The organism is Acinetobacter sp. YH12126 (genome assembly GCF_013418745.1).
Taxonomy (GTDB): domain Bacteria; phylum Pseudomonadota; class Gammaproteobacteria; order Pseudomonadales; family Moraxellaceae; genus Acinetobacter; species Acinetobacter amyesii.
This window is the reverse complement of sequence record NZ_VPBM01000006.1, coordinates 27,134-52,568: the sequence shown is the minus strand read 5'-3', so window position 1 is coordinate 52,568 and position 25,435 is coordinate 27,134. Positions and strand designations below refer to the sequence as shown.

General features: G+C 40.2%; 22 protein-coding genes. 6 read left to right on the top strand and 16 right to left on the bottom strand.

Translation table 11 applies throughout. From position 1 onward, the window contains the following. Positions 1-8 precede the first annotated feature (8 nt). The 15 genes from FTU62_RS05020 to FTU62_RS04950 all read right to left on the bottom strand — a co-directional run bounded on the left by FTU62_RS05020 (position 9) and on the right by FTU62_RS04950 (position 18,076). The gene (locus FTU62_RS05020; RefSeq protein ID WP_180102023.1) at positions 9-755 is read right to left on the bottom strand and encodes an adenosylcobinamide-GDP ribazoletransferase; all 747 of its coding nucleotides are present in this window, start codon (positions 753-755) and stop codon (positions 9-11) included. Then, positions 752-1,375, bottom strand: a complete 624-nt coding sequence (locus tag FTU62_RS05015) for a histidine phosphatase family protein (protein ID WP_180102022.1) — start codon at positions 1,373-1,375, stop codon at positions 752-754. The genes FTU62_RS05020 and FTU62_RS05015 overlap by 4 nt, the downstream gene beginning before the upstream one ends. Beyond that, positions 1,376-2,428 carry a nicotinate-nucleotide--dimethylbenzimidazole phosphoribosyltransferase gene (gene cobT, locus FTU62_RS05010; RefSeq protein ID WP_180102021.1) on the bottom strand — a complete coding sequence of 351 codons (1,053 nt, stop codon included), beginning with the start codon at positions 2,426-2,428 and terminating at the stop codon, positions 1,376-1,378. Beyond that, a complete protein-coding gene (gene cobU / locus FTU62_RS05005) occupies positions 2,425-2,946 on the bottom strand; it encodes a bifunctional adenosylcobinamide kinase/adenosylcobinamide-phosphate guanylyltransferase (RefSeq protein ID WP_180102020.1) in 522 nt (173 codons plus the stop codon). Before cobU ends, cobT begins: the two co-directional genes overlap by 4 nt. After that, positions 2,943-3,617 (bottom strand): 2'-5' RNA ligase family protein, encoded by a 675-nt coding sequence (locus FTU62_RS05000; RefSeq protein WP_180102019.1) that lies wholly within the window; start codon positions 3,615-3,617, stop codon positions 2,943-2,945. The genes cobU and FTU62_RS05000 overlap by 4 nt, the downstream gene beginning before the upstream one ends. Positions 3,618-3,807: 190 nt before the next feature. Next, positions 3,808-5,979 (bottom strand): bifunctional mannitol-1-phosphate dehydrogenase/phosphatase, encoded by a 2,172-nt coding sequence (gene mtlD, locus FTU62_RS04995; RefSeq protein ID WP_180102018.1) that lies wholly within the window; start codon positions 5,977-5,979, stop codon positions 3,808-3,810. 234 nt (positions 5,980-6,213) lie between these two features. Then, positions 6,214-7,434: an MFS transporter gene (locus tag FTU62_RS04990; protein ID WP_180102017.1), complete on the bottom strand. Its 1,221-nt coding sequence runs from the start codon at positions 7,432-7,434 to the stop codon at positions 6,214-6,216. A gap of 111 nt (positions 7,435-7,545) precedes the next feature. Further along, a complete protein-coding gene (locus FTU62_RS04985) occupies positions 7,546-9,813 on the bottom strand; it encodes a TonB-dependent receptor (protein WP_180102016.1) in 2,268 nt (755 codons plus the stop codon). Between the two features lie 15 nt (positions 9,814-9,828). Next, positions 9,829-11,100 carry an MFS transporter gene (locus FTU62_RS04980; RefSeq protein ID WP_257223074.1) on the bottom strand — a complete coding sequence of 424 codons (1,272 nt, stop codon included), beginning with the start codon at positions 11,098-11,100 and terminating at the stop codon, positions 9,829-9,831. After that, positions 11,076-11,468: a hypothetical protein gene (locus tag FTU62_RS04975; protein WP_180102014.1), complete on the bottom strand. Its 393-nt coding sequence runs from the start codon at positions 11,466-11,468 to the stop codon at positions 11,076-11,078. The genes FTU62_RS04980 and FTU62_RS04975 overlap by 25 nt, the downstream gene beginning before the upstream one ends. Beyond that, entirely contained in the window at positions 11,465-12,097 is a 633-nt protein-coding gene (locus FTU62_RS04970; RefSeq protein ID WP_180102013.1) for a GNAT family N-acetyltransferase, read from the bottom strand. Before FTU62_RS04970 ends, FTU62_RS04975 begins: the two co-directional genes overlap by 4 nt. 54 nt (positions 12,098-12,151) lie before the next feature. Next, the gene (locus tag FTU62_RS04965; protein WP_180102012.1) at positions 12,152-13,987 is read right to left on the bottom strand and encodes an IucA/IucC family siderophore biosynthesis protein; all 1,836 of its coding nucleotides are present in this window, start codon (positions 13,985-13,987) and stop codon (positions 12,152-12,154) included. Next, on the bottom strand, positions 13,987-15,444 hold the full coding sequence (locus tag FTU62_RS04960; protein WP_180102011.1) for a lysine N(6)-hydroxylase/L-ornithine N(5)-oxygenase family protein: 1,458 nt from the start codon (positions 15,442-15,444) through the stop codon (positions 13,987-13,989). Before FTU62_RS04960 ends, FTU62_RS04965 begins: the two co-directional genes overlap by 1 nt. Further along, on the bottom strand, positions 15,437-17,221 hold the full coding sequence (locus FTU62_RS04955; protein ID WP_180102010.1) for an IucA/IucC family siderophore biosynthesis protein: 1,785 nt from the start codon (positions 17,219-17,221) through the stop codon (positions 15,437-15,439). Before FTU62_RS04955 ends, FTU62_RS04960 begins: the two co-directional genes overlap by 8 nt. Positions 17,222-17,806: 585 nt before the next feature. Next, complete coding sequence (locus FTU62_RS04950; RefSeq protein ID WP_180102009.1) at positions 17,807-18,076, bottom strand: hypothetical protein; 270 nt, start codon at positions 18,074-18,076, stop codon at positions 17,807-17,809. A 464-nt stretch (positions 18,077-18,540) separates the two neighbouring features. Here FTU62_RS04950 and FTU62_RS04945 point away from each other — a divergent pair, with 464 nt between their 5' ends. After that, on the top strand, positions 18,541-19,218 hold the full coding sequence (locus FTU62_RS04945; RefSeq protein WP_180102008.1) for a hypothetical protein: 678 nt from the start codon (positions 18,541-18,543) through the stop codon (positions 19,216-19,218). Positions 19,219-19,581: 363 nt separating this feature from the next. Here FTU62_RS04945 and ybaK read toward each other — a convergent pair whose 3' ends face one another. Continuing rightward, entirely contained in the window at positions 19,582-20,049 is a 468-nt protein-coding gene (gene ybaK / locus FTU62_RS04940; protein WP_180022788.1) for a Cys-tRNA(Pro) deacylase, read from the bottom strand. 153 nt (positions 20,050-20,202) lie between these two features. On the opposite strand from ybaK, the gene FTU62_RS04935 reads away from it, so the two are divergent. The 5 genes from FTU62_RS04935 (at position 20,203) to FTU62_RS04915 (ending at position 25,420) form a co-directional block, all read left to right on the top strand. Then, a complete protein-coding gene (locus FTU62_RS04935; RefSeq protein ID WP_180102007.1) occupies positions 20,203-21,105 on the top strand; it encodes an acyl-CoA thioesterase II in 903 nt (300 codons plus the stop codon). Positions 21,106-21,186: 81 nt separating this feature from the next. Continuing rightward, positions 21,187-21,822, top strand: coding sequence for a CDP-alcohol phosphatidyltransferase family protein (locus tag FTU62_RS04930; RefSeq protein WP_180102006.1), 636 nt, complete (start codon positions 21,187-21,189; stop codon positions 21,820-21,822). A 47-nt stretch (positions 21,823-21,869) separates the two neighbouring features. After that, a complete protein-coding gene (locus FTU62_RS04925; protein ID WP_180102005.1) occupies positions 21,870-23,624 on the top strand; it encodes a bifunctional alpha/beta hydrolase/class I SAM-dependent methyltransferase in 1,755 nt (584 codons plus the stop codon). A gap of 18 nt (positions 23,625-23,642) precedes the next feature. Continuing rightward, positions 23,643-24,995: a phosphatase PAP2/dual specificity phosphatase family protein gene (locus FTU62_RS04920; RefSeq protein ID WP_180102004.1), complete on the top strand. Its 1,353-nt coding sequence runs from the start codon at positions 23,643-23,645 to the stop codon at positions 24,993-24,995. Beyond that, on the top strand, positions 24,992-25,420 hold the full coding sequence (locus tag FTU62_RS04915; RefSeq protein WP_180102003.1) for a hypothetical protein: 429 nt from the start codon (positions 24,992-24,994) through the stop codon (positions 25,418-25,420). The genes FTU62_RS04920 and FTU62_RS04915 overlap by 4 nt, the downstream gene beginning before the upstream one ends. Positions 25,421-25,435 lie beyond the last annotated feature (15 nt).

Below are 25,435 nucleotides of genomic sequence, written 5' to 3'. Positions count from 1 at the left end.
TGTAAAAACTAAGCAATTACATAATGTAGTGCTATGACAAACGCTAAAAGACTCGACACTTCTGTGATTTCAATCGCGGCACCAATTGTATCGCCCGTCACGCCACCTATACGCTGAATAAATTTCCATCGCAAATACAGTAAAGTACAAATAAACGCGAATATACTCACCACTCCAAGCCAGTTAAAATACAAACATGCACTTAGGCAGAGTATAAAGACCAGGTATGCCGACTTTCGTGGAATAGTTGCTGCTATCGATGAGCCTAAGCCTTTTTCGCGAACATACTGAGTTGTTAAAAACAAAAATAAAGGGGCTAAACGACCCAAGCCTGGAAATACTATTAATGCCAAATACATTTGCTGTTGTAGCAAAACATAAAGTGCCGACCATTTCAGTAAGCAAATCACGAGGAGGCTCAACACACCAATCGGCCCACATGCAGGGTCTTTCATGATGTTAAGTGTACGCTCGGCATCACCAAAGCCACCGACCCACGCATCTGCCGTATCAGCTAAACCATCTAGATGTAACCCACCTGTGAGCCAAATCCAAACTACCAGCAAAATACTACTGAGTAAGATAATCGGCAGACTATGCAATGTAAAAGCAAGCAAGGCAAGAATGCCACCGATCAACAATCCCACCGCAGGATAAAACAATAAAGACTGTCCATTTTGCTGTTTCGATGGCATCGCTTTAAGTTGAATCGGAAAAGTCGTGAGAAACTGTAGAGCAATCCAAAAAGGTGTCATTCACTTTGCTCCAAAAGACGGATATTTGCGCGATTTTGCACAATGAATGAATTTAATTGTCCCAATTCGGCAGTCATTTTTAATAAATCATCTAAGTGACTATGCTGTGCCATACATTTCAATAATTTAATCACGCCACCATGGGAAACCAATAAAACGCGGTGCCAATGATGCTGTTGAGCCTGCAAAACTAGCTCATCTAGACCGCTTAATATCCGATGTTGAAATTGCTGAAGACTTTCTGCATTCGGTGGCGTAAATGTGCTTGGACTTTGCCAAAACTGTGCGAGTAACTCTGGAGTGTTTTCATAGATATGCTTGGTTGATACCGCTTCCCAGTCGCCAAAATGCATTTCTTGAAACTTCGCATTTTCAAACATTGGACATTTAAGTTGTTGAGACAAATCTAAAGCAAATAAACGGCAGCGCTGTAAGTCAGAAGTAATGATGACATCCCAGCTCGCTAAACCGTGTGTATGAATGACGTTCAATACATCATCTATGGTCTGCTGCATCTGCTGCCAACCTTTTTGCGTCAAAGCATCATCTGTAGAGCCACGTAAGGTATGGCTCAGTTCAGTCTCACCATGACGCAATATATCTAAACGGAAATGTTCCATTTAAACTTTTTCACCAATCACAGCAGCTTGTGCAAAAGTCGCCATGTTGTTATGTAAACGACATGCCAAACGAATTAAACCCAAGGCCGCACCGGCACCGCTGCCTTCACCTAAACGTAAATTCAACTTTAAGAGTGGTTCAGCTTCAAGGGCTTGAAGTAAACGCTGGTGCCCATATTCAGCCGATTGATGACCAAAAAGCATCCACTCACGTACAGCAGGATTTAAACGAACAGCGACCAAGGCCGAAACCGTACTAATAAATCCATCCACGACCATTGCCAGACCCAATTGCGCACAGCGAATGTACGCTCCAACCATCGCGGCAATTTCCAAACCACCTACGGCACATAGGGCTTTAAAGACATCTTGGCCGACATAGTCCTGATGTAAAGCCAAGGCCTGATCAATCACTTGTTTCTTATGTGCCAATTGTTCAGCACGAATACCTGTACCAACACCTGTCAATTTTTCGGCCGGCTCATTAAATAAAAAACATGCAACAGCAGAAGCAGAACAGGTATTGCCAATGCCCATTTCCCCTGCGACATAAATTGACGCACCTGCAGCGATAGCATCTTCAACACTTTTACGGCCGAGATTCATCGCTTCAATACATTGTGATTCGCTCATCGCAACAGTTTTAGCAAAATTTGCTGTACCCGCTGCAATACAGTAGCGCTCTACCCCTGCATATTCATAAGCTTCGCCTACCGAACCACAGTCAATCACTTGTAGTTTGGCTTGATACTCACGTGCAATGACACTAATACATGCACCACCGGTCGTGAAGTTTTGTAGCATTTGGCGTGTGACAGCTTGAGGATAGGCCGAAATATTTTCTTCCATCACGCCATGATCACCTGCAAAGATGGTGATCCATGGGAAATCGATATTGGGCTGATCTGTGTTTTGTAATGATGCAAGTTGCACCGCTACATTTTCAAGTTCTGAAAGTGAGCCCGTAGGTTTAGTTAGCTGTAACTGGTGTTTTACCGCCTGTTGCTTAGCTTCGATACTCGGATTTTGACAGGGTTCTTGCCACCAGTTCATGCTTTATCTCCTTTTAAGATTATTGGAAAACCTGCAACACAAAACACCACATGGTCAGCAATTTGACCAATTTGTTGATGTAAGCGCCCAGATTCATCGACGAATTTTCGACTGATTTGTCCCATGGGAACAATGCCTAGTCCAGTTTCGTTACTGACTAAAATAATGTCCGACTTTAATGTCGGTAGCACCGTAAGTAATTTTTGGCATTGTTGCTGTTGAAAGTCTGCTTGTTCATGCATCAATAAATTACTCATCCACAGCGTTAAACAATCGATAAGAATGGTTTGATGAGCTTGGTCTATTTCAACTAAGCGATCGGCTAAATACAAAGGCTCTTCAATCAGCCTCCAATGCTCTGGGCGGTCGGCTTGATGATGCTGAATTCGCTCCTGCATTTCCTCATCATAGGCTTGTGCTGTAGCCACATAGATGACGGCTTGAGCACTTTCTTTGGCTTTTTGTTCTGCAAGTCGGCTCTTACCTGAACGTGCCCCACCCAAAATGAAATGAATCATGACTGTGCCATCTCTATATTTTGTATAAAATGATGTTGATAATAAGGACTCAACGCCCCTTGTAGTACTTGAGCCTGATAATGACCAAAAGTCAGTTGCTCGCTTTCAAAATCAAAGCTGTGCTGTTCAATTTGTTGGCTTCTTTCAAAAATATCATCGCTATTCCATGCCTGTTTATACAAGCCCAATGTGATATGCGGACAATATTCGATTGGTGCAATTTCATTCGAAGTTAAATTCAAAGCTTGACGTAGATGGTCTAACTTACGATCTACATCCATAATTTCAATAAATAGAGCACTTTGAAAGCTATTGATCTGACCTGTACGTAACCGAATATTAGATAGCGATAACTGTCGAAGTTGTTGTTGGTGCAGTGCCAATTCATCTGCTGAGAAATTATCATTCCATCGTTGTTCAGAATGATCGATTAATTGGGTTTTATTCAGCTCTTGAAAAAAACCACAAATAAACACGGTGATATGAAATTGGCGCGTATTCGGCGTGTATAAAAGATCTGAAAACTGAGCTCGAAGTGCTGTGAGATATGCCAATAATTTAGGATCCTGTATTTCTATATACCACAAAGCATAGTGCTGACGACCTTGATGCCAATCAGGATAATCCTGATTGAGCGTCGGTACGACTTGCGTTGAAGGTTTTAGAAACACAGATAAATCACTTTAAATTCAATCTGCTTTATTAAAGCATGAATCAAAACAGACTTTGCCCAATTTTGATTTAGTAATATTCAGTTAGAACTGAAATTCATTCATCTAAGAGCTTTATTCAATAAAAAATGCCGAGTCATACTCAGCATTTTTGATTCAACATATATTGCGCACAGATAAGCATTATATTTTAGGCAAATTTCGCAGTATCTTTCTGATCTTGTGTTACAGCATGGTTTTTCCAAGATGTAAACTGCTCTGTGGACTGATCAGAAAAATGCTGCAACTGTATCATTACATTGGCCTCAATCTTTTCGATCCGTTGCAGTTGTTCAAGTTCGTTGGTCTTTTTCAGTTCTGAAAATTGCAACTGGATAAAGTTGATAGCCTGATCCATCGTACATTGATTTACACTCACGGCATACATCAAACCATAGACAATCCCTTGTTGTAGATGTGTTGTCTCCAGTCCATATTTCACATTGGTCGCCAACGAGCCCAACACTCGTTCATTAATTGCAAGTTTACGTAAAGGATCTCGTGCCACACGCGCACATGGGTCTTTATACGCATGTTCACAAGAGTTTATAAAGCTTTCTGCCAGTCGTGTTAAATCAAAAGCACGATTAGGTAAGCATCGTGCTAAACCAGCCTGCACCTCGTCAATGAGTTCATGCATAAATTGATCAACACGATGATCTGCAAGTGCCACACCTATGGTTTGATGATTGAACAGTGCAGATTGCCAAGCCAACATGGCATGTACGCCATTCCATAAGCGATTTTTGATTAGCTGAATATCTTCAATATGATCGACCAAAATCATTTGACGCATTTTTTCTAACAAAGGACTGTTATTTTCTACATAGATCGGCATGTCAGATTCTGCGTTAAATAAAATTAAATCCATGCTTTGCAATATATGACTTGGGTGGAAATTTCGGCGCATATCCTCAACATATAAAGTGGCTTGACGTTCCTGATCAGGATTTAATTTCGTCGCATCTTCTAAGTCTAATTGAGCATCCACTTCAACTTCATCCAATTGAAATTGTTTGAAAATATTATATTTTATACGGAGCTGACGATATAAGTTTTGGTCACTTAACTTAGATACCATGCGGTTGACCACGGTATCGCAAAAATAGTGTTGTTGCATGATTTTCTCTGCAACAACCGCTCCAGCAAGCTCAGTTAAAGCCTGTTTTAAATGTGTCATTAATAAATGTTTTGCCCCGACTTTGTTCAAAATAATGAGCATCGTTAGGGGTTCGATGGCTTTCTCATCATGTGCAATATGTCGTGCATACAGGCCTTGTGCAATGGTATTGGCTTCTTCCGCAATCGCTTTTTCAGGCAAACAGATGGCAACCAAACTCGACTCTGTGTACATCTCTTGCATCTGCTGAATATTTTCAGCATCAATGACTGCCATGTTTTCAATGCGTTCGTCATAAGACAATTGACCATAGCGAATACAATAGGTACCAAATGCATTGACCGCAGAGCGATATAAAGGGTTACGAGTCGATGCATAGATTTTTTTCGGGCGAGTATAACCATCCCAATGCGACAAAATTTGTGCTAAATAACCACCACCAATCGCCCCAAAACCATGAATACCAACAGTGAGCTGATTAAGGGTTTGTGGAAAAGCCTCTTGCACATGCGGCATCTCTAAATGCGCAGTGAACGGGTCAAGTTCCGTCAAACAGTCATACATACATTCATAATAATATTTGGCTTTGGACAGCATGTTTTGATTGGGCGATTTAATATCTTTAAACAGTACGGTAATACCGCCAGCGTCAAAGGCCGAAGTCACACCATTTTCCGAGTCTTCAAACATCAAACAATCAGCAGGATTTAAATTCAGCTTTGCGGCAGCACGCATAAATATTTCAGGATGTGGCTTACCATTTTCAACTTCATCGCCACAGACTAAGACATCAAAGAACTTATACACATTGGCATTGATGAGATATTCTTCTGCGATTGCACGGCGACTCGATGTTGCGACGGCCATCCTCAGTCCTGACTTGCGTAAGCGTTCTAATACTTGAACCAAGCCTTTTTTGATCGGTACACCAAACTGACGAACATGCTCCAGCTCTAATTCATCTGCGCGTTTGCGAATATCTGCGTATGGAATGTTTTCATCATATTCGGCTTGGGCCAATCGATGCGCGCTTTGTGCACTTAGCCCCAAACAATTCATCAGATAAGATTCGGAAAACTCAACCCCGGTCAATTCAAGAGATGCCTGTTTCAATGTTTGAAACCGTAAACGTTCAGTATCAAACATTGTTCCATCCATATCAAAAATGGCGCCCAGAACCAAATCATTATTAAATTTAAGCATTTAACCTCCGTTATTTTTTATGTGAAAAGAATAACGGAGAAAACTATTGATTCAGTACTTTGAGAATTAATGAAACAATTGTGATTATTTTTTAATCAAAGTACTTGCTTTAAACATCTATTTTGTAAGATCAATCACCGATCAAGTAACATCATGTAATCAAAACTCACGATTGTCAGGATGGTACGGTCTACACAGTGATCTATTGCTGTAAATATACAATTCACTGCAATTTCACTCAGTCACTCGCTTCACGGTTTGAGTTTTGGCTTGAAATAAAAAGAATACGATTAAACCAAGCATCACTAAAAATAAAAAATAATACGGAAATTCTTTGTGCCACTGGTATAAACCCGTACTAATCAATGGCCCAACAACAAAGCTCAAAGCCTGAGTGGCTGTACACCAACTTGCCACCTTGGTCTGTAACGCACTGGGCGCCGTTTGCGCTGCACCCGTTGTAAATGCAGGGATTAAACACGCAACCGATATACCATATAACAGGTACGTGGCTTGAAATATCCGTAATTCATTGGTGAAAACCGAAATCAGCAAGGCTGCTACCATGCTAAACAGCCCAACCCACAGTAAGCGATATACGGACCAATTTAAATACTTAGAAATAAGCGTTTGCATAATCACCAAAGCAATACCTACGACGAGAGAACATTCTGCAAAATGCACTGCGCCTTCTGCAGCAGTCATATTAAAGCGGTCTTGAATATAAAACCCGGCCGTTAAATTTACGGTCACGATGGCAAGATAGAGACTAAATCCCAACATTAACCATGGATAGCATTGCTGAATGCTCAAATCTGTAGATGGTGACTCATGCTTTTCTGTCACTGGCTTTTCAACGCTATGCTGTTCGGTATGTCGGTCAAAGCTGAACACCAAGACCACAGAAATCAACGCTAAAATAATGATTGCTGCCCAAAGCGGCGTCATGATTCCACCAAAGCCCAGCAGCAAGGTGGTTAGAAATGGACCAATGATCACGCCTGCACTGTTTAATGCACCGAATTTTGACATTGCTTGTGAACGCTGCTGCTCATTGTTAAAACGAGTCATCACATAAGTTTGCAAGGCAATCTGTGGCATCGCCATAAATACCCCAGTCGCTGCGCGTGACAACATCAATAAACTAAACAGCAGCAACATCCCTATCTGAACAGTAAGGCCATACATCAACACGGCTGTAAATAGCCCCCATGTCACAGCCATGCCCACAAAACCGATACTCAACAGTTGATAAATCGAAAACTTGGATTGATTTTTTGAAATGTAAATCGCACCGATAGCCATCAGCAGCGCACCGACGGAAACCATTGCTCCGCCTTGCAGTTCAGAAAGCTTTAACTCTCGAACCAATGGCGCCAACAGCGGCAATATCATCGAGAAACTTGCACCATTGGCAAGACTGGCAGCAATAAACAGTTTGCTATTTCGATCCATTATTTTTGTTATCCATTTTTAATGGCTACGTTATAAACAATAGAGGTGACTTAAGCCACCTCTATTTTGTAAGTCACGATACCGTGCTTTAAACCCGATTCAGGATTTAAATTAGTATTTCACCGTATAACTTAAACCGTAGGTACGACCTTGAGCTGCTAGGCTAGAAATTGGGCCATAGACAGTTTCAACCGACTGGCTGTATACCGACTTATAATCCGTATTCCACACGTTGTAGACACCAAAGCCCACATTACCCGGTCCTACTTTTGCATTGGCAATCACGTCCATCGTTGCAAAGCCTTTAATTGCCGCTGCTGGAGCATATCCATATTTCACAGCGTCTTTTTGGGCTTTGTCTGTACCGCCAATCGCTAAAGCTTGAACACGTAGGCTCATGTCATTATCAAATTGCCATTCTGAAAATGCTGTTCCTTTTAAAGGTGCTACACGAATAGCATCCAACTCTTGCCAGTCACCTTGGGTATTTTTAAATTGGCCCGTGGTATATGCAACTGTGCCCCCAACCGTCCAATTTGGTTGAACTTGATAACTGGCATTGGCTTCGACACCATAGATACGCTCATCGGTATCAATAACATCAATGGTGTAATTCGGCGCACCAAATTTCAGGCTTTTATCTGAGTCATTATAAAAAGCCGTCACTCCTGCATTTAAACCACCGGCATTTTGTACACGCCAACCGAGTTCATAGTTATTGACTTTAATCGGGTCAATGGTTTGGCTATTAATCACAGAATTTGCTGGCACATCGCGCAGCATACGTTGCACATCGGGCAAGTTTGAACCTTGTGAGAAATTCGCAAACACTTGCTGTGCATCAGTTAAGTGATACACCGCGCCAACATTAAAGAGCGTTGCATCATGTTTTACTTTGCCGCCATTCAGTGTTTTCGCCACATAACCTGGGGTTAAATCTTCAGTAATGGCTTCCATATAAGGCACAGATGAATCGACATCACTCTCTACCCGCTCATGGCGAATGCCGGCCTGTAAGCCAAGACGGTCGGTTAATTCATATTGCGCTTGGGCAAATACGCCAAGTTTTTCTGTTTCAACATCTGGGCCAAAGGCATAATAGTTAAACGGCTGATAACTCAGACCATTACTTTGAATAAATGTAGCACTGTCATACATTTGGATATTTTGTTGATCTTTTTCATTTTCATAGTCCACACCATAGGTTAGCCCCAGTTCACGACCATTTAAGTTAAGATCTTTTTGTAGAGCAACACGCGCGCCTAAAACATCGATATCGGTTTCTGACTGATACACCAAGAAGAGTTCAGGTGCCATTTGACGTGCAGATGGGAACCACCGTGCCTTTTCATTTCGATAATACGTTTCAGCATTTAGACGATGCCCTAAAATATCTTGATTTTCATATTGTGCGTTGACGCTATAACGTTCAGTTTGGGGTTGTTCGGCAAGTTGTAAGCCTTTTACCGCATTTAAAGACAACGGCAGCTTGCCACCCACGGGCTGTGAGCGCAGCGCATTTAAATTTGGACCATAGTCAGGGCCGTAGTCACTATCTTGCTCATCATTATAATATTGCGCGCCAAAACTCAGCGTTTGACCATCGGAAATTTTCCAACTGACACGACCATTTAGATCTAAAGTGTCGGTATCTTGACGGTCTGTTTGTGCAATTTCAGGTCCAATACGGTTGCCATGACTATCCTGTATTTCGCCACGTTTGGTATAGCTTGCACCTAAAGTTCCGCGTAAATTGCCTTGATTAAAGTTCATGGTTTGTGCAGCTTCATAAGCTAGCGCATCAGACTTAAAATTATTACCAGAAGTGACACCGACTTTCGTTTCAAAACTCAGCGGTTCCGATCCACCTCGTTTGGTGATGATATTGATAATACCGCCTGTTGCACCTGAACCATAAATACTACTTGCACCTGAGACCACTTCAATTCGTTCAATCATCGACGGGCTAATACTTGCCAGTTGTCGAGATCCATCACGATATCCCGTTTGCGGCACACCATCGATCATGTATTGCACCACACGTCCACGCATGGTCATCCCATAGTTAGACGTTGTACCACTTGATGGAGTCAGTGATGGCACCAATAAACCGACAATATCAGCTGTGCTTTTACCTGCATTGGCTTGTTTTTCAATTTCTTCTTTAGGAATGCTGTACACCGTACCCGCAATATCGGCAATGCTTTTCGCAGAACGAGTTGCCGTCACAACAATCGGTGCCATTTTAGTAGCTTCTGTAGTTTGTGTTTCAACTGCTGTATTTTGTGCAGTGTCTGTCGTGACGTCTTGTGCATAAAGCTGAGTGCAAATTGCAAGGCTGAGACAAGTCAATTGCATCGGTAGAGCTAAACGTTTCATATTCTTTTCCATTTCTTAGAGTTCCGATTGAGTCGGAAGTGTTTGAGTTTTTAAATTTTGTGTTTTTAAAACAATGCGTTGGCTAAGTAAGACACTGATTACTGAGCCGATTGCCAGTACTAGATAAAAATGTCCATAGCCTAATGATTTTGCGAGAAAGCCTGAAAATGCACCGCCAATGAAGTAAACGAGCAATTCAAAGCACACTAATATGGTGAAATCGGTACCCGCCTGTTCTTTAGAACTGGTCTGCATGAAATAGGCATAGAGTGATGTCATGGCGATATAACGAATGGCTAGCATCAGCACAACAAATACACCTAAAAGCAGATGCCATTGATTCAACCACCCCAACACAACGGCTGTCCCAATGACGGCATATAGCAATGTACGTAACCATCCTGCCCAGACCAACAACTGCGTCGCTTTGATTTTTTTCAGCAACATAGCTGCACTAACGGCTGCAATCAGACCAACACCGGCACCGACCACAGACATCAACACCCCGATCTGAGACAGTGACCATTTTTGATCGATCAACATGGGATTCAGCATTGCCATAGCGGGTGCTTCCACCACGCGATAACAAACAATGAGCAGCAAGGCCCAACGAATCTCAGGTCGTTTAAACGCTTGTCGTAGGCTTGGTTTGGCTTTGGCAAGTTGAGTTTCTGGTTCTTCTTGAATAAAAAACACAGCAAACATGGTTAAAAATGTCAGCAGCGCTAAAGTTGTGAGCGCTGACTGCCAACCCCAATATTGGTAAATCCATAAAGTCGCAGCGCCACCGAGCATACTACCGACGGCCACCCCAATACTTTGTGCCATACTGCCCAGACGGTAATTGCCTTCGGTAAATTTCTCTACCGTATAACCATCAATCGCAATATCTTGCGTTGCCGCAAACGTTGAAATCCATAAACCAACAATGACAAATAAAGTCAGCCCATAAGAAAACTGCGTAAAGGCTAAAACCAGTACCCCCAGTACCAATGCGATTTGCGTAAACAACAACCATGTTTTACGTTTACCGAGTTTTTTGACATAGAGCTGATCGATCCAAGGCGCCCAAAAAAACTTGAATGCCCATGGAATATAAAGCAGCGATAACATGCCGATCCAGCGTAAATCTACCCCTTGATGTCGTAAAATGGCAGGCAAAGCCACATTGTAAAAATACAAAGGTAATGCATGTGCTAAGTACAAAATGATCACGACGCTCAAACTCAGGACTGAAATTTGAGATGGTGAAATTGCATGATTTAATTTTCTTGAGTGTTGTTGCATATCCACCTCTGCACTGCCCATTGCAGCGCATCAGACTGTTCTAATGAAACGTAATAAGGCACACGCCACGCTGCATGCAGTGCGGGTGTGTTTAAACGTTTGAAGTCATCTGGATCTTGCGCAATACGCACCAGACCCAAACAATATTGAAAAAAGAGATGTTTAAACTTCTTGTACCAAACGGCCTGTATTTGCCGATATTCTTCAGGAAAAGTTGTTCCCTCAGCCGTTTGCATAACCAAAACAAAGCGCTGACTTTTCAGAAAAAAGCGCTCAACTTGAGTCAACCATTGTTCAAACTCTTCCACTGAAACATGCGCTGAAAAGCGCATGTCCAGTATGTGCATATGGGTGCAGCGATAACTCATGACACCGCCTTAGCTAGTTGCTGATGCTGAAATGCCTTGGAGTCGTTTAAGTAATGACCGAATTTTGCATAAAAAGTTTCTCTAAAGCAGTAATACAACATGGCAGTCTTTTCAGGCATTGGGATTAGGCGCTGCGCTTCATAGCACATGTCTTCAACTACGACGGCATAAGGCTTCACACTATGATCAGGCTCTCCCACAATCTTGGCTGATGCGGCATTTTCAAAGATATAAAAACTCAATAAACGCATGACGGGACGTAAATAGCCTTTACCAAAAACGGACTTTTCACCAAATAACAAATGCCAACCTAGATCTAGCTCGTCACCGTCGTAGTACAAACCTAAACGATCCCGTTTTCCCTCGTAAATCTCTGTGTAGCCCACATCTTCACCGTCTACCCCTACGATCAAAATTCGGTGATGATCATCTGCCAGCATTTTTTCGTAATACACTTTTAGTTCAGTTTCTGACTTATTGAGTTGCCACTGTGGAATCACATGCGGTTCATGCATCCATTTATGAACCAAAGCCATATCTTCTGGATATTGCATTTGTCGTAAGTAGTATTGCGTCTCATTCTCATAGTATTCATAAAAATCAGGTAGTTGTCGTGATAACGTTGTCATGATCTCGTCCTTTAAGTTTGTTTAATATTTTCTGTTCTTAGCTCAAAAATCTGCTTATGACGCAATACGGTTGGTTGTCATTTTCTGCTTAGCAATATGCAGTTGTTTCGCCCACTGATTTAAAGTGTTTGGACTTACAGGGTTTGCAATTGGATCTAAAAATACAGGTACTGGTCGTTCTGCTTCGTCGTTATAACTGGTGGTAAACAGTCGTACTCGGTTCAGACAAATTTTCTCGAAACTTGGACGGAACATACTGAATTTTTCAATACGATCTGCCAATTCAGGATGCGCCTGATGAAATTCATCGATCACGGTGGAGATGGTCTGCCAAAATTCAAGTTCTGTATGCTCTGGATAATCTTCAAGGAAGACATTACAGATATAGCGGTAATGCACCATGAATAAACCTGTAAAGATAAAGTGACTAAGTTCTTCAGCAGGATGGCGCAGTAAAATTTGCCCTTCGGGTGGTAAATTTTCGAGTTCTGGAAAATCTTCATCAACTAAATTGACATCATCAATAAAGTCCTTCAGCACCATTTTTTTCGGTAAACCATTTTCATGGATTAACATGGTGTTTTCACCGTGCGGAGAAAAAGCTAAACCATATTTGTATAAGCAAATCAGTAGTGGTGTTACGCAGACTTCAGCAAAACGCTTCAGCCATTGCAAAGGCGTCAAACCTGAAGCCTGAATCAACACATATAAAATAGACCGACCATTTATGTCTCGATGCAACAATGCTGCTTGGGAAAGTGCTAATTGATGCTCACCGATACAAGGCTCGACACTTTCACGCCATAAGCAACCAAACAATTCTTTATATTGGTAAGGTGCACCATCTATCTGATCAAAACATGGCTGTTGTAATGTGAGACTTGCAACTTCGCCTAAAAATGCTACCTGTGTTTTTTGCAGGTCTACATCTTGATGTTGAATGTCCTTCAGCCACGCGGTCACTGCCGGTGCAGCCAAATTTCGTTTTGAAGGCAGACCTCGATATACCGCGGTATTAAAGATACTGACGGGTAACTTCACATAATGCCGTTCAGGATGACTGGTATTGCATAAAGTACGAATTGATTGCATTGGCACATAGTCGTCTTGTCCAATTTCCAATTCGACAATGCGCTGATCAACGATTTCATTGGCATAGGTCGGGATTAACCACTGATGCCATTGCCATGCATGTACAGGAATAAAGAAATACTCAGCAGCATTTAAGGCTTTGTCCGCCAATTGCTGTTGAAAATCGTGTAATTGCGCAGAATTCAATTCATGGCGATATAAGCTTTGCGCATCCCAAGCCTCGGTAGAACGAAACTTAGCTAAATCACGATGAACAGCTAACCACAGAACTTTAACCGTTGGAGAAATCTCTGGTGCGGAGCTTAAATAATCATCATAGCCAAAGCCCATACGGCCTTTACTCATAATGAGCCAAGGGTGTCCACGCAACATGCCTTCAATTTGATAGTGCGGTGCTGACAGCACAGCCTGACTCAGCAATCGCTGTTCATCAAAAACGTGTGCTTCAGCCAACCATGTATTGTTCATCTCTTTAATCAAATAGGCCTTGGTAAATGGTTTCACCTCAGCTTGATTTGAAAAAGCACGAATAAATTCATGCAGATTCCATGCAGGCTCTGTTGTCGATTCACTTAACTCTCGAACGCTCCCTTCAACAATACGCCAGTGCCCAAGCAGAAACTGCGTCGCGTCAAATTGATACGTTTTGTCATCCAGATTGAGTTGCCAAGTGTTATTTTCCACTGGCTGAATCTGAATAATTTCTTCATATAAAAATTCAGCAATCGCCATTTCAATCAGTCTTTGCCCTGCACGGCGCCACTGCGTTTGATTTATCTGTAATTTTGCAAATGTCATTATAATTTCTCGAGTTTAACCGTATTCTGTTCTTGCTTATTCGGCATGGTCGTATTGCGGTTCATTGCATAGTTGGCAATGGTTTTTTTTACGGATATTGGTCTTTGGATATTGGTTGGCGCTGATTTCTTCACAATGCCCATACTGTGCATTTCATCATTATCACTGGGTGAAAAATGTTGGAAACTTTGCGCTTGATCACCCAAATCGTATAAGTTAAAACCCAATAATTGATTGGCAATGATCGCTGCACGGTGAGCACCCAGCCCTAAATCTGGTGTTCCTACGCCGTGGCTGTGCATTTCCTGATTTTGAACAAAGATCTCCCCAACAGCGTCATGCTGTACGCGGTAGTCCTGACTGATTTTCCAGCGACCGAATTCATCACATTGAATCAGTGGTTTTAGATATTTGAGATATTGCCACTCTGGACTGTGATATCCCGTTGAAGCCACGACAAAGTCCGCATCCAGATAGAATTGTTCTGCCGTGACTTTATGCTGAAACTGCAAACGGATGCCCGCACCATGAGGCTCGGCATCGACCAAACCCACCTGAGCATGTAAATGCGTCTGTTGAATATTTTGACCAATACTCCGGTGATATAGTTTTTGGTAAATATCACGGATGGTTTTTGCACTGATGCCCTTATATAACAAACTTTGTTGCTTCAATAGTTCGGCTTTATTTTCAGGACTTAGTTGATAAAAATGCGTAGTATAATCCGGACTAAAATACTCTAAACCAAGCGGCGCATATTCCATCGGGAAAAACCCATTAGAACGGGTCAGCCAATGCAATTTAAACTGCGCTATTGTCGTCTGATCCTGCAAATATTGACGATCAAACAGATCCATAAAGACTTCGGCCGAAGACTGGCCTGATCCCAGTACAACCACATTCCCTTTCAAGTGATTTAACGCTGCATTGCAATAATTTGCAGAATGTAAGCAGCGCTCCGGATATTGCTGTTGTATGTCTTTTAGACACTGTGGTAAATGCGGAACATTACCCGAACCAATGACCAAATTTCGGCATTGATAACGTCTAAAACGTCCATCTTGCTCAACCATGACTTCAAAGCCTTGCTCTTGGGCATAAATGGCTTTTACGGTTGATTGATATTGAATATGCTCTAGTTGGTCTGCAACCCATTGACAATAATGGTTATATTCACGTCTAGGAATCTGAGCTTGTTCTAAAAAATAGAATTTGTATAAACGCTGCTGCGCCTTTAAGTAATTTAAAAAACTAAAAGGACTGGTTGGATCGACCATGGAAACCAGATCGGCCATAAACGGCACTTGCAGTACTGTATTGGGCAATTGCATACCCGCATGCCAGTCGAACTGTGGTTTCTTTTCAAAAAATTGATACTGCAAATGATTTTGCTTATGTAGCAAACTCGCCAAACTAAGGTTAAATGGCCCTAAGCCTATCCCAATAAAATCAAGCATATTGCACATCCTTCTGTTCCACACATAAAGGATTTGGCAACTGTACATAAACCGATTGCTGATCGACTGGGGCAATCAATTCATCCAGCTCATACAAGCGCGTCAACAGATTACCCTTATACGGCAAGGTCGGCTGATAAAGTAATGAATGAATCAATGAACTTTCTGGATATGCCCGATGTAAGTCCAACAGTTCATTTTGCAATATTGATATCAACACTTGCTCTGTGACATATCCAGTTGCACCAATTGCATTGATAATGCCGAATAAAGTATTACCAAAGAAATAATAGCTAAAGCGCTCATCGACAAAGGCTTTGGAACCCACGGCATGCGCTTTTTCTTGCAACGCTGGAAATGCGCTTAAGACCTCACCTGCTAGTTCTTCGATATAGTAAAAGCCTTGATTGTCACGCAGCCATAGATATTTAGGCATTGCATTTTCAAGCTCAAGTAAGACATTTTGCTGATGTGATTCAAAGGCCATTCCGTATTGATGGTACAAATACATTAATGGTTTTAGACTGATAGCTAAGAATTGTTTAAACCAATTGATCGCAATGGCGCTTTGATCAAGTTCAGGTTGTTGTTTTTCGATTTGTTCAAATAAGGCATTAAAACGGCTTTTCGGCTGTGCAGGATGCTCTTGGCACAATGACGCAATACAACTCACCTGCTGCTTTTCACTGAAAGGCTGATCACGGAAGATGCAAATAGTTTCTTCGACGATTTCATCATCTATGCTCAATGCCATCCACGCAGGATCATTCACCGCTTTGAGCGTTGGGCATTGTTGTAAAATACGTTCACCGAGACTTGAATGCCAAAGTCGATGGGTCATTTCACCACGGTGGCATTCTTTGGCAAGGTTGACTCGGATTGAATTGGTGATCATTACAGAAAGTGATGGTTTTAACATCCACGGCGCTGCAAAACTTGCCATGGTGCGTACCGAAGTCGTTGGGGAAAATGCCCAACCTTTCTCGCCAAAATCGATAATTTTTAATTTGGTTTTTAAACTTTTAAACCATGATTTTGACTGTAAATAACGTGCTTGCCAAGGATGCAAAGGCAATAACTTATAATGCGAATAAGCATTCAGTAGTGCTTGATCTGTTTCTGATAAATGCCATTGCAATTCGCTTTTCAATTGCGCTGATACAGCTTGATCTAAAGCTGAACCTTCTTGAATATATTCTGGAGCCACCAACCAATAATGCAGTTGGCTGAGACCTTTGGCTTCTGGCGAATACCTTTCCCAATCTTCATGCACAAAACCGACCCGACTTTTCGGTGCAGGATGCATGCTGTGCCCTAAAATTAAAGCTTGTTCCGATTCAGTGAAACTTTGTTCCGCTTGGACCAAAGCCTCAAAATCATGTTCACGTAGTGTCAAAAATTGAATAAGCGCTTCACGACTTTCGATCCAACGTTCTAATAATGATGAAGTATCCAGTGTATGACCTGACTCTTGTACGAGCTGTTCAAGTAATAAACTCGCGATCGCGGTGATACTAAATGACTGTTTCTGTCCCTTGTTAAAGACGTGTGGGAGATCTGCAAGACGATGTCTACCAACAAGGCTGACATAAGATAGTGGTACAAATAACTGTGATTGAATGCAATCTAAAGGGATGCATAACAACGTCAAGCCTTGGCTAAACGTCAATTGTGATGAATTCTGTTGATACTTTTCCAGTAAAATACCTTTACCGGTTTCTTGTGAGTATGCATTGACAAGATGCTGCATCGCCAAGCGATTAGCAAGCTCTTTCATCTGACCATATCCTCTATTTTTAAGCTTTTCCAAGCTTTGTCATGTAATTATGTTTCTTTAACTGTGCAAATAATGCTTAGTACGCTGGCCAGCGTGAAACCATGTTAATGATAATCATTATTGTTAATAATTGCATTTTTGTGAAAATTTGCTACAGGATTGCAAATTTGGTCTTATCTCTATGTATTTAAAAATTAATTTTTTTAATATGAACTTTTCTGTTTTTATTTATACAATTTTCTGAAATGGAACTAAATGATAATGTTCTCATTTAGCATTGAACAAATAAATCATATTGCTTATTTTTTAGCCGAATTATCACATTGTGCAACTTAAACTAAAAACCCATGTCTTTTACATGGGTTTTTATATTCTGCTTTTAACCAAGCTTTTATTTAAATCAAGGAACGAAATGTGCAGTTAAATTTTAATCATTGAAGACTTTAACTAACACCATACTGGCCATACATCCTTATTGCCAATTAGCATGTATTTCATAACAAACACCTACTGATTTCTGATCAATATCTTCTATTCAGACTGGTTATACAGCATGAATTATGTACTCCAACGATTTGGTTGAAATCAATCAATTGATTTAACAACCCAATCCAAAAACTTGTGCTTATCAAAAAAGTCTGGCGCAGCATTCGCAAATATACTTTTTTCTCTGTTGTTAAAGATTCCTTTGTAATAAAAAGACCTATCTGCGGTAAATTTTGAGTCATCCCCTTCATGCAATTCTCTAAAGAAGATCGATAACTGCATAAATCGACTTTTAGATGCTAAACTGTGTTTTTCTAATACAAAATTATAGATTTGCTCAATAATCGCTTTAGTATTTGAATAAGGCATTTTGTTGTCTCTTAATTTGATCACACTTTCAAATTACAGCTTTTAAATTAAAATACAACTATTTTAGTCGGATTTTAAATACCTATTTTTTATAAGTATTTTTATAATTAAACACCTTTAAGTGCTATTAATGAATCAACCTCTAAACATGAAGTTTTACTAAATTCTACTTCTGCGACTACAAACATTTTCGTTACTCAAAGCTAACTCTGAAAACAACAAAAAAGCCCACCTGTTTCCAGATGAGCTTACAACTACTTCCAATAGTGGGATACAGATAAAAAGAAAGCATCACTTGGAAGTTGCAATATCACTTTACCAGAGCCAAACTTACAACTCGTTGAGGTTGAATTAACATTAGGATACGCAGTGAAACCAGCAGATAGTGTGGGATACGTAACTCCTATTCCTCCATATTAGAAATATACTTTTAAACTAAATTCAGCAGCTAAGCGTGTAAACTAATGAAACAAATAATATTTCCATTATTACTATCAATCCTTCCACTTTCAGCTTGTGGTAATTCAAGTGAAACAGCCTCCCCTGCACAAAGCTCAACAACTAGAGCTGATGCTGAGCTTTCTCCAGAAAGTAAAGAAATCATCAATGAATATAATCAGATACTAATTCAATCTCAAAGTGAACTGGACCCTCAAAAAACCAATCAAAAGCTCAAAAAAATTCTACCTAAAATTTCTAAAATTAACTCAGAGAATGAACAAAATAACCTTTCACTAAACATCAATATACGTCTTGGCAATTATGAAGAAGCCTTTGCTATTACAAATAGAATTTTAGAAAAAAAAGAAACAACCAATATGAAAAATTTTCAATGTTTACTCATTGAAGTTTTAAACAAACCAAAAAAGGATATTGAAGACTGTTATTTATACAACGCTAATTTATATAAAAAACAGTTAGATAATATGCCCAAAAATGATCTCTATTACGACCAAACAGAATGGGCTTACTATGCGAGCTTATTCCATGCAGGTAAAACAGAATATAAATCTAAATTAAAGCTGCTTGTGGACTCAAAAAAAGCTCCAGAAGACAAAGAAATATATGAGTCGCTCTATGAAATAGAAACTATTCCTGACGGTAGAAAATCTATCTTAAATAATTACAAATCCCAAATGTAATGCAAAAAAACCAGCCCATGGTTGGTTTACAACATTATTAATATATATGCAAAGCTGCCAACCCTCATTTCACATCAAATCTGGCATCAATTTCTGCGCGCTCGGTATTTCTCATATCAATTCAAGAAGCACCATATATATACCTACTAATAATCAAATTTAGCCTACAATCCTAAATTTAGTACCCTGTATATCGAATATAAAAAGCTGCACCATGTCCAATAAATCCGTGACACTTGATGCTTTATCGAACCACAAAGCCGCTCAATGCGGCTTTTGTTATTTTAGTGGTTTGGGAATAGTGGATAATATTGTGAGTAACACCACTAAATTCAATTGATTTTAGGGAATCATAAACTCCGTTTAGACATCTATCACATCAGCAAAGTTTGCGCCCAAAACTTTTGCTAAATCTTCGGGTTTTAAACCAATATCCAAACCACGCTTACCGCCACTCACATAGATTTTAGCTAAGTTCTGTGCAGAAGCATCGATCACAGTTTTTAAGCGTTTTTTCTGTCCAACTGGACTAATACCACCAACCAAATAACCGGTTAAACGCTCTGCATCTTTTGGGTCAGCCATTTTGAGTTTTTTACAGCCAAATGCTGTGGCCACTTTTTTCAAATTCAGCTGATATTCCACTGGCAATACGGCAACAAAGTAATTTTTATCGTCCGTAACCATCAAGGTTTTAAAGACTTCTTCGACCGTTAAACCAAGTTTTTCCGCAGCTTCTAAACCAAAACTTTTTGCTTCTGGGTCATGATCATATTCATGAATTGTAAAGTCGATTTTATTAGATTTTAAGAGTTTACATGCAGGTGTCATCGCTTTTTCGTCATTCCATTCGGACAACTAAGAAAACTCGATTATAAGCCTATTCTCGAAAGACTGGCGAAGACTTTTATATTTTTCATGAACACGACTTGTGCAATAAGTTTGAGTTGAATACATTTAAACAAAGCAAAAATTTTAAAAAATATGACAACGCTAACTCAAGACCTCATCCAATTATTATCTGTAGTACCCAAAGATCAGGGCTACTTTTTAGCACAAAGTAAACCTCTGTTTGGTGGCCATATTTTTGGTGGACAATTACTTGCTCAGAGTATAATCAGTGCATCCTATACCTGCACACTCCCACTTCACTCTTTACATGCCAACTTTATTTCTGCGGGTCATGCAAATCAGCCCGTCTTATTTAAAGTCGAAAATTTACGTGATAGCCATAGTTTTTCTACACAACAAGTGACCGCCATACAGCATGGCAAACCAATATATATGGTGATGTTATCCTATATGAAAAACGAAACTGGTATGGAGTATCAAATACCTGAACCAGATCTGATCCCACAGTTTCCACCAAGTATGCTCAAAGAAGAGCAATTCTATAAAGCGCAAATCCAATCATCTATTTCACCTGAATATCTATCCACATTTTTACAGCCTTTTCAGCTTATATCTAAACCAATTGAATACGTGCTGACAGATTTGCCACCGTCCGGTCAAGCTTCTGTCTTAAATCAAAATCAATATGCAGAATATTTAAAACTCCATGATGCCTTGGATGCACAATTTGACCAACTTCATATACATCAGGCCATTGCAGCATACTATTCAGACTATAATTTATATTCTGCGGCGCTCAAAACACATGGTTTAAATTATCTGTCTCCTGAACTCATCGCAACCAGCCTTGATCATTCGATGTATTTTCATCATACCTTTCGGGTGGATGATTGGATTTTCTATGACATGAATACCACTCGAACCTCGCAATCACGTGGGCTTACTCATGGGCAAATGTGGCAAGATGGAAAATTAGTCGCAAGCACCACACAAGAAAATTTAATGCGTTATACAGGCGAATCGTCAGCCTTGTGACAATCTTTAACATTCAAATTCTTGTTAAGTTAAGCATCAAGCGTATAAAATTCATGCAAATCATACCGCTATAACAATAATATGCCTTCGATCTACCAACTTAAACCTGCATTTCAAAAACTGCTTCGACCTTTGGTTAAATCACTTCATCATCTTGGTATTACAGCAAATCAAGTAACCCTACTGGCAATGTTCATTTCGCTAGCTGTGGCATTTTTTATTTATATCTATTTCTCTCACAACGGTATTGGTATTTTACTGTTGATTTTCCCCGTGTGGATGCTTATTCGAATGGGCTTCAATGCCATAGATGGCATGCTGGCACGTGAGTTCAACCAACAATCCAAACTCGGTGCATTTTATAATGAATTATGTGATGTGATTTCTGACTCAGCACTCTATTTTAGTTTAATTTGTTTTGCTTTTATTCAAGCCGAACTGCTAATTTTGACCTGTTTTCTCGCCATACTTGCTGAATATACAGGTGTGATGGCGCCATTAGTGGGTCAAGAACGTCGCTACGATGGTCCAATGGGAAAAAGTGACCGTGCTTTTGTATTTAGTATCATCTGTATCGTGATCGTGACTTCTTCTATATTTAACTTCGGTTTAAATACATTGTCTCTTATTTGCAATAGTATTTTGATTATTATCATCTTTTTATTATTTATCACGATTTATAACCGCATTAAAAATAGCATTATCAACCCACAATAAATTTCAGTTTAGATCGTCAGTCGATTTATTATTTTGAGAACAACACAATGTATAACAATACTCAGCATACCTTTACGAGCCATGATGGAACATCCTTGTTTTATCAACATTGGGAAAATAGCAGTTTAAAAAGCAACCGTAAGAAAAAAGCGGTGATCTTATTTCATCGTGGCCATGAACATTCGGGACGAATGGCGCATTTGGTTAATGAATTGAATTTGCCTGATTTTGATTTTTTCGCTTGGGATGCGCGAGGTCACGGCAATACCCCAGGTGAACGTGGTGATGCACCTAGCTTTTCTGCATGCGTTCAGGACATTCAATATTTTATTCAGCATATTGAACAAACTTACCAAATTCGATCAGAAAATATAGCAATTGTAGCTCAAAGCGTTGGTGCTGTTTTAGCCGCGACATGGGTGCATGATTATGCCCCTAAAATCCGTGCTTTATGCCTTGCCTCGCCTGCATTTGACATCAAACTCTATGTGCCTTTTGCAAAACCCGGCTTAACACTCATAAATAAATTCGCTGGCAACTTTTTTATTAATAGTTATGTCAAAGCCAAAATGTTGACTCACGATACTGCACGTGCGCAGAGTTATGACACTGACCCGCAAATCGCTCGGGCCATATCGGTCCGTATGCTGCTGGGTCTATATGCAGCCTCAGATCGAATCGTTAAAGATGCACAAAATATTTTTGTTCCTACACAGGTTTTATGTTCGGGATCTGACTACGTGGTGCATCAAAAACCGCAATTGGCGTTTTATCAAAAACTCCCTCATCCAATGAAGGAATTTCACGTCTTAGATGGTTTTTATCATGATACCTTGGGTGAAAAACATCGCAAAATCGCCACAGATAAAATCCATCGCTTTATTCAACAATGTTTTAAACAACCCTATTCCGCACCTAAACTTTTAGATGCAGATAAAATTGGCCCGAGCTGTGCTGTAGCAGAAACCTTAAGTTCAACGCTTCCAAAACATTCTTTAAAACATGCATTTTGGAGCTTAACCAAACAAAATCTTAAAATTGGTAGTCTCTTTTCCAAGGGTTTAAAAATTGGTGAAGAGACAGGATATGACTCCGGCAGTACCTTAGATTTTGTCTACAGAGATAAATCAGAAAGCCAAAATGCACTGGGTAAAATCATCGATCGACAATATTTAAATGCGATTGGTTGGCGTGGTATTCGCGTTAGAAAACAAAATATTGAAGCGCTATTAACGAAATATGCTTCTAAGTTAAATGATGCCCAACTCGCGGTACGGATTATGGATATTGCAGCAGGCCATGGCCGATATATTTTAGATGCTGTACAAAAACTGCCTCAACAGCCTGAATCCATCCTGCTTAGAGACTATAGCTCGATCAATGTACAAGCTGGTCAAGCAATGATTGAGCAAAGAGGTTTAAGCCAGATTGCCAAATTTGTAGAAGCGGATGCCTTTGATACCACTTCTTTAGCCAGTGTTGAACCTAAACCTACTTTAGCCGTGGTCTCAGGTTTATACGAATTATTTAGTGAAAATGATTTACTTAGACAGTCCTTATCCGGCTTAAGTCAGGCCATTGAGAAAGATGGTTATCTCATCTACACAGGTCAAATTTGGCATCCACAACAAGAGTTTATTGCCCGTGCTCTGACCTCACATCGCCAAGGAGATGCATGGGTCATGCGTTTACGCTCACAAGCAGAAATGGATGCCTTGGTTGAGCAAGCAGGATTCAAGAAAATCGATCAAGTCATTGATGAGTTTGGTATTTTCACCGTTTCAGTTGCACAAAAAATTTAAGCTTGGACGGTCAATCTTATGCATAAACTGGATACGGAAACAGGAACTTGGAAATACGGCCTACTGTGTTTGGCATTTCTGGCACCTTTTTTCTTCTTAAGTTATGGTTTTGCCAATCAATACGCTGCGGGTTTAGCGTCTGTACCTGTTATCGTCTTTGAATGGGAAAAATATATTCCACTTTGGCCATGGAGTATTGTGCCTTATTGGTCGATTGATCTGTTCTATGGATTGTCTTTATTACTTTGTTGGAATAAGTTTGAATTAAAACAACATGTCCTGCGACTATTTTCGGCACAAATCCTTTCAATCAGCTGCTTTTTAATTTTCCCGCTACGTTTTAGCTTTGAACGCCCCGAACTCACAGGTTTTTTCGGCCTATGGTTTGATGTCTTGATGGGCTTTGATAAACCGTTTAATCAAGCACCTTCCCTGCACATTGTGCTACTGGTGATACTTTGGGATTTTTTCCGTCGGCATAGCACAGGCAAACTAAAATATCTGGTAGATGGTTGGTCCTTTTTGATTGGTCTCTCAGTTCTAACCACTTGGCAGCACCATTTTATAGATATCCCAACGGGTTTATTGGTCGGTGCCTTATGTTTATGGCTATTCCCGATGGCTGGCTCTGCGCCATGGGTTCAAAATAAACAAAGTCGGCTAAGCTTAAAGCACATTAAAATCGGCATCCTTTATCTGTTTGCTGCCTTATTGTGTAGCGCAATCGCACATGCAAAAGGTTGGTGGCTTTGGCTGCTCTATCCTGCAAGCAGTCTGCTTTTAGTTTCGTTTGCATATTTATTCAATCGACCCCATTTTTTTCAAAAACTCAGTCATGGTGATATGACTATTGCTGCAAAAATATTGTTTGCGCCTTACTTTGTATTTGCTTGGATCAATAGCCGAATCTGGACTTATCGCCATCCTGAAGATTCTAAAATCATCAAAATCAATCAGAGTTATATTTATTTAGGTCGCTATCCGTCCAAACAGGTCATGCAACAATATGATGCTTTACTCGATTGTTGCGCAGAATTGCCCACTTATCCAAAGTGCTCTTATGCCCAAAACTTGTGTTTAGACCTGATTCCTTTACAGGCCAATCAGCTGCATCATGCTGTAGAGTCTTTAGAACTACTCTTAAAATCTAATAACAATGATGAAGCACAAAACATCTTGGTCTTCTGTGCTTTGGGATATTCACGAAGTAGTGCTGTAGTTGCCGCATTATTATTGAAACAACATCCTGAATATTCAGTCGAAGATGTTTTACGGATTATTCGCCATAACCGTCCGTGGGTCGTGCTTAAAGCACCGCAAATAAAACATTTAAATACTTATCGTTTAAAACTTAAAGGACTTGCACCATGAATTTACAACTTGTGGTGCTGTCAAAGTTGTTGCAATCCACCACTGGATTGCTCATCTCAGCTTATGTGGCAGCCATTTTCACGCTCTGGCTCATCATCCAGTTTGGCAATGTAATGCTATTCGATTTGCTATATGTATTGATTTGTCTAGTTTTGCTAGGAATACAGCATTATTTAAGCTTGAGAATCAAATTTGATTCGGCACTGTTAGCCACTGTCGCTGAATACAGCCAAACCCAAAGCCTAGAACAAACCACCAAAGAGCTGGACTTAAGCTTAATTAACCTAAAATTAATGCCTACAAATAAATGTGGCCGCGCATGGGAACTACGTGAGTTAGGTTGTCTGGCTTTATTTAAATGGCAGATCGTAGTCCTTTGCTTGCAATACATCGCATTCATCTGCATATTTTTACTGTATAAATAATTCACAATAATTTGA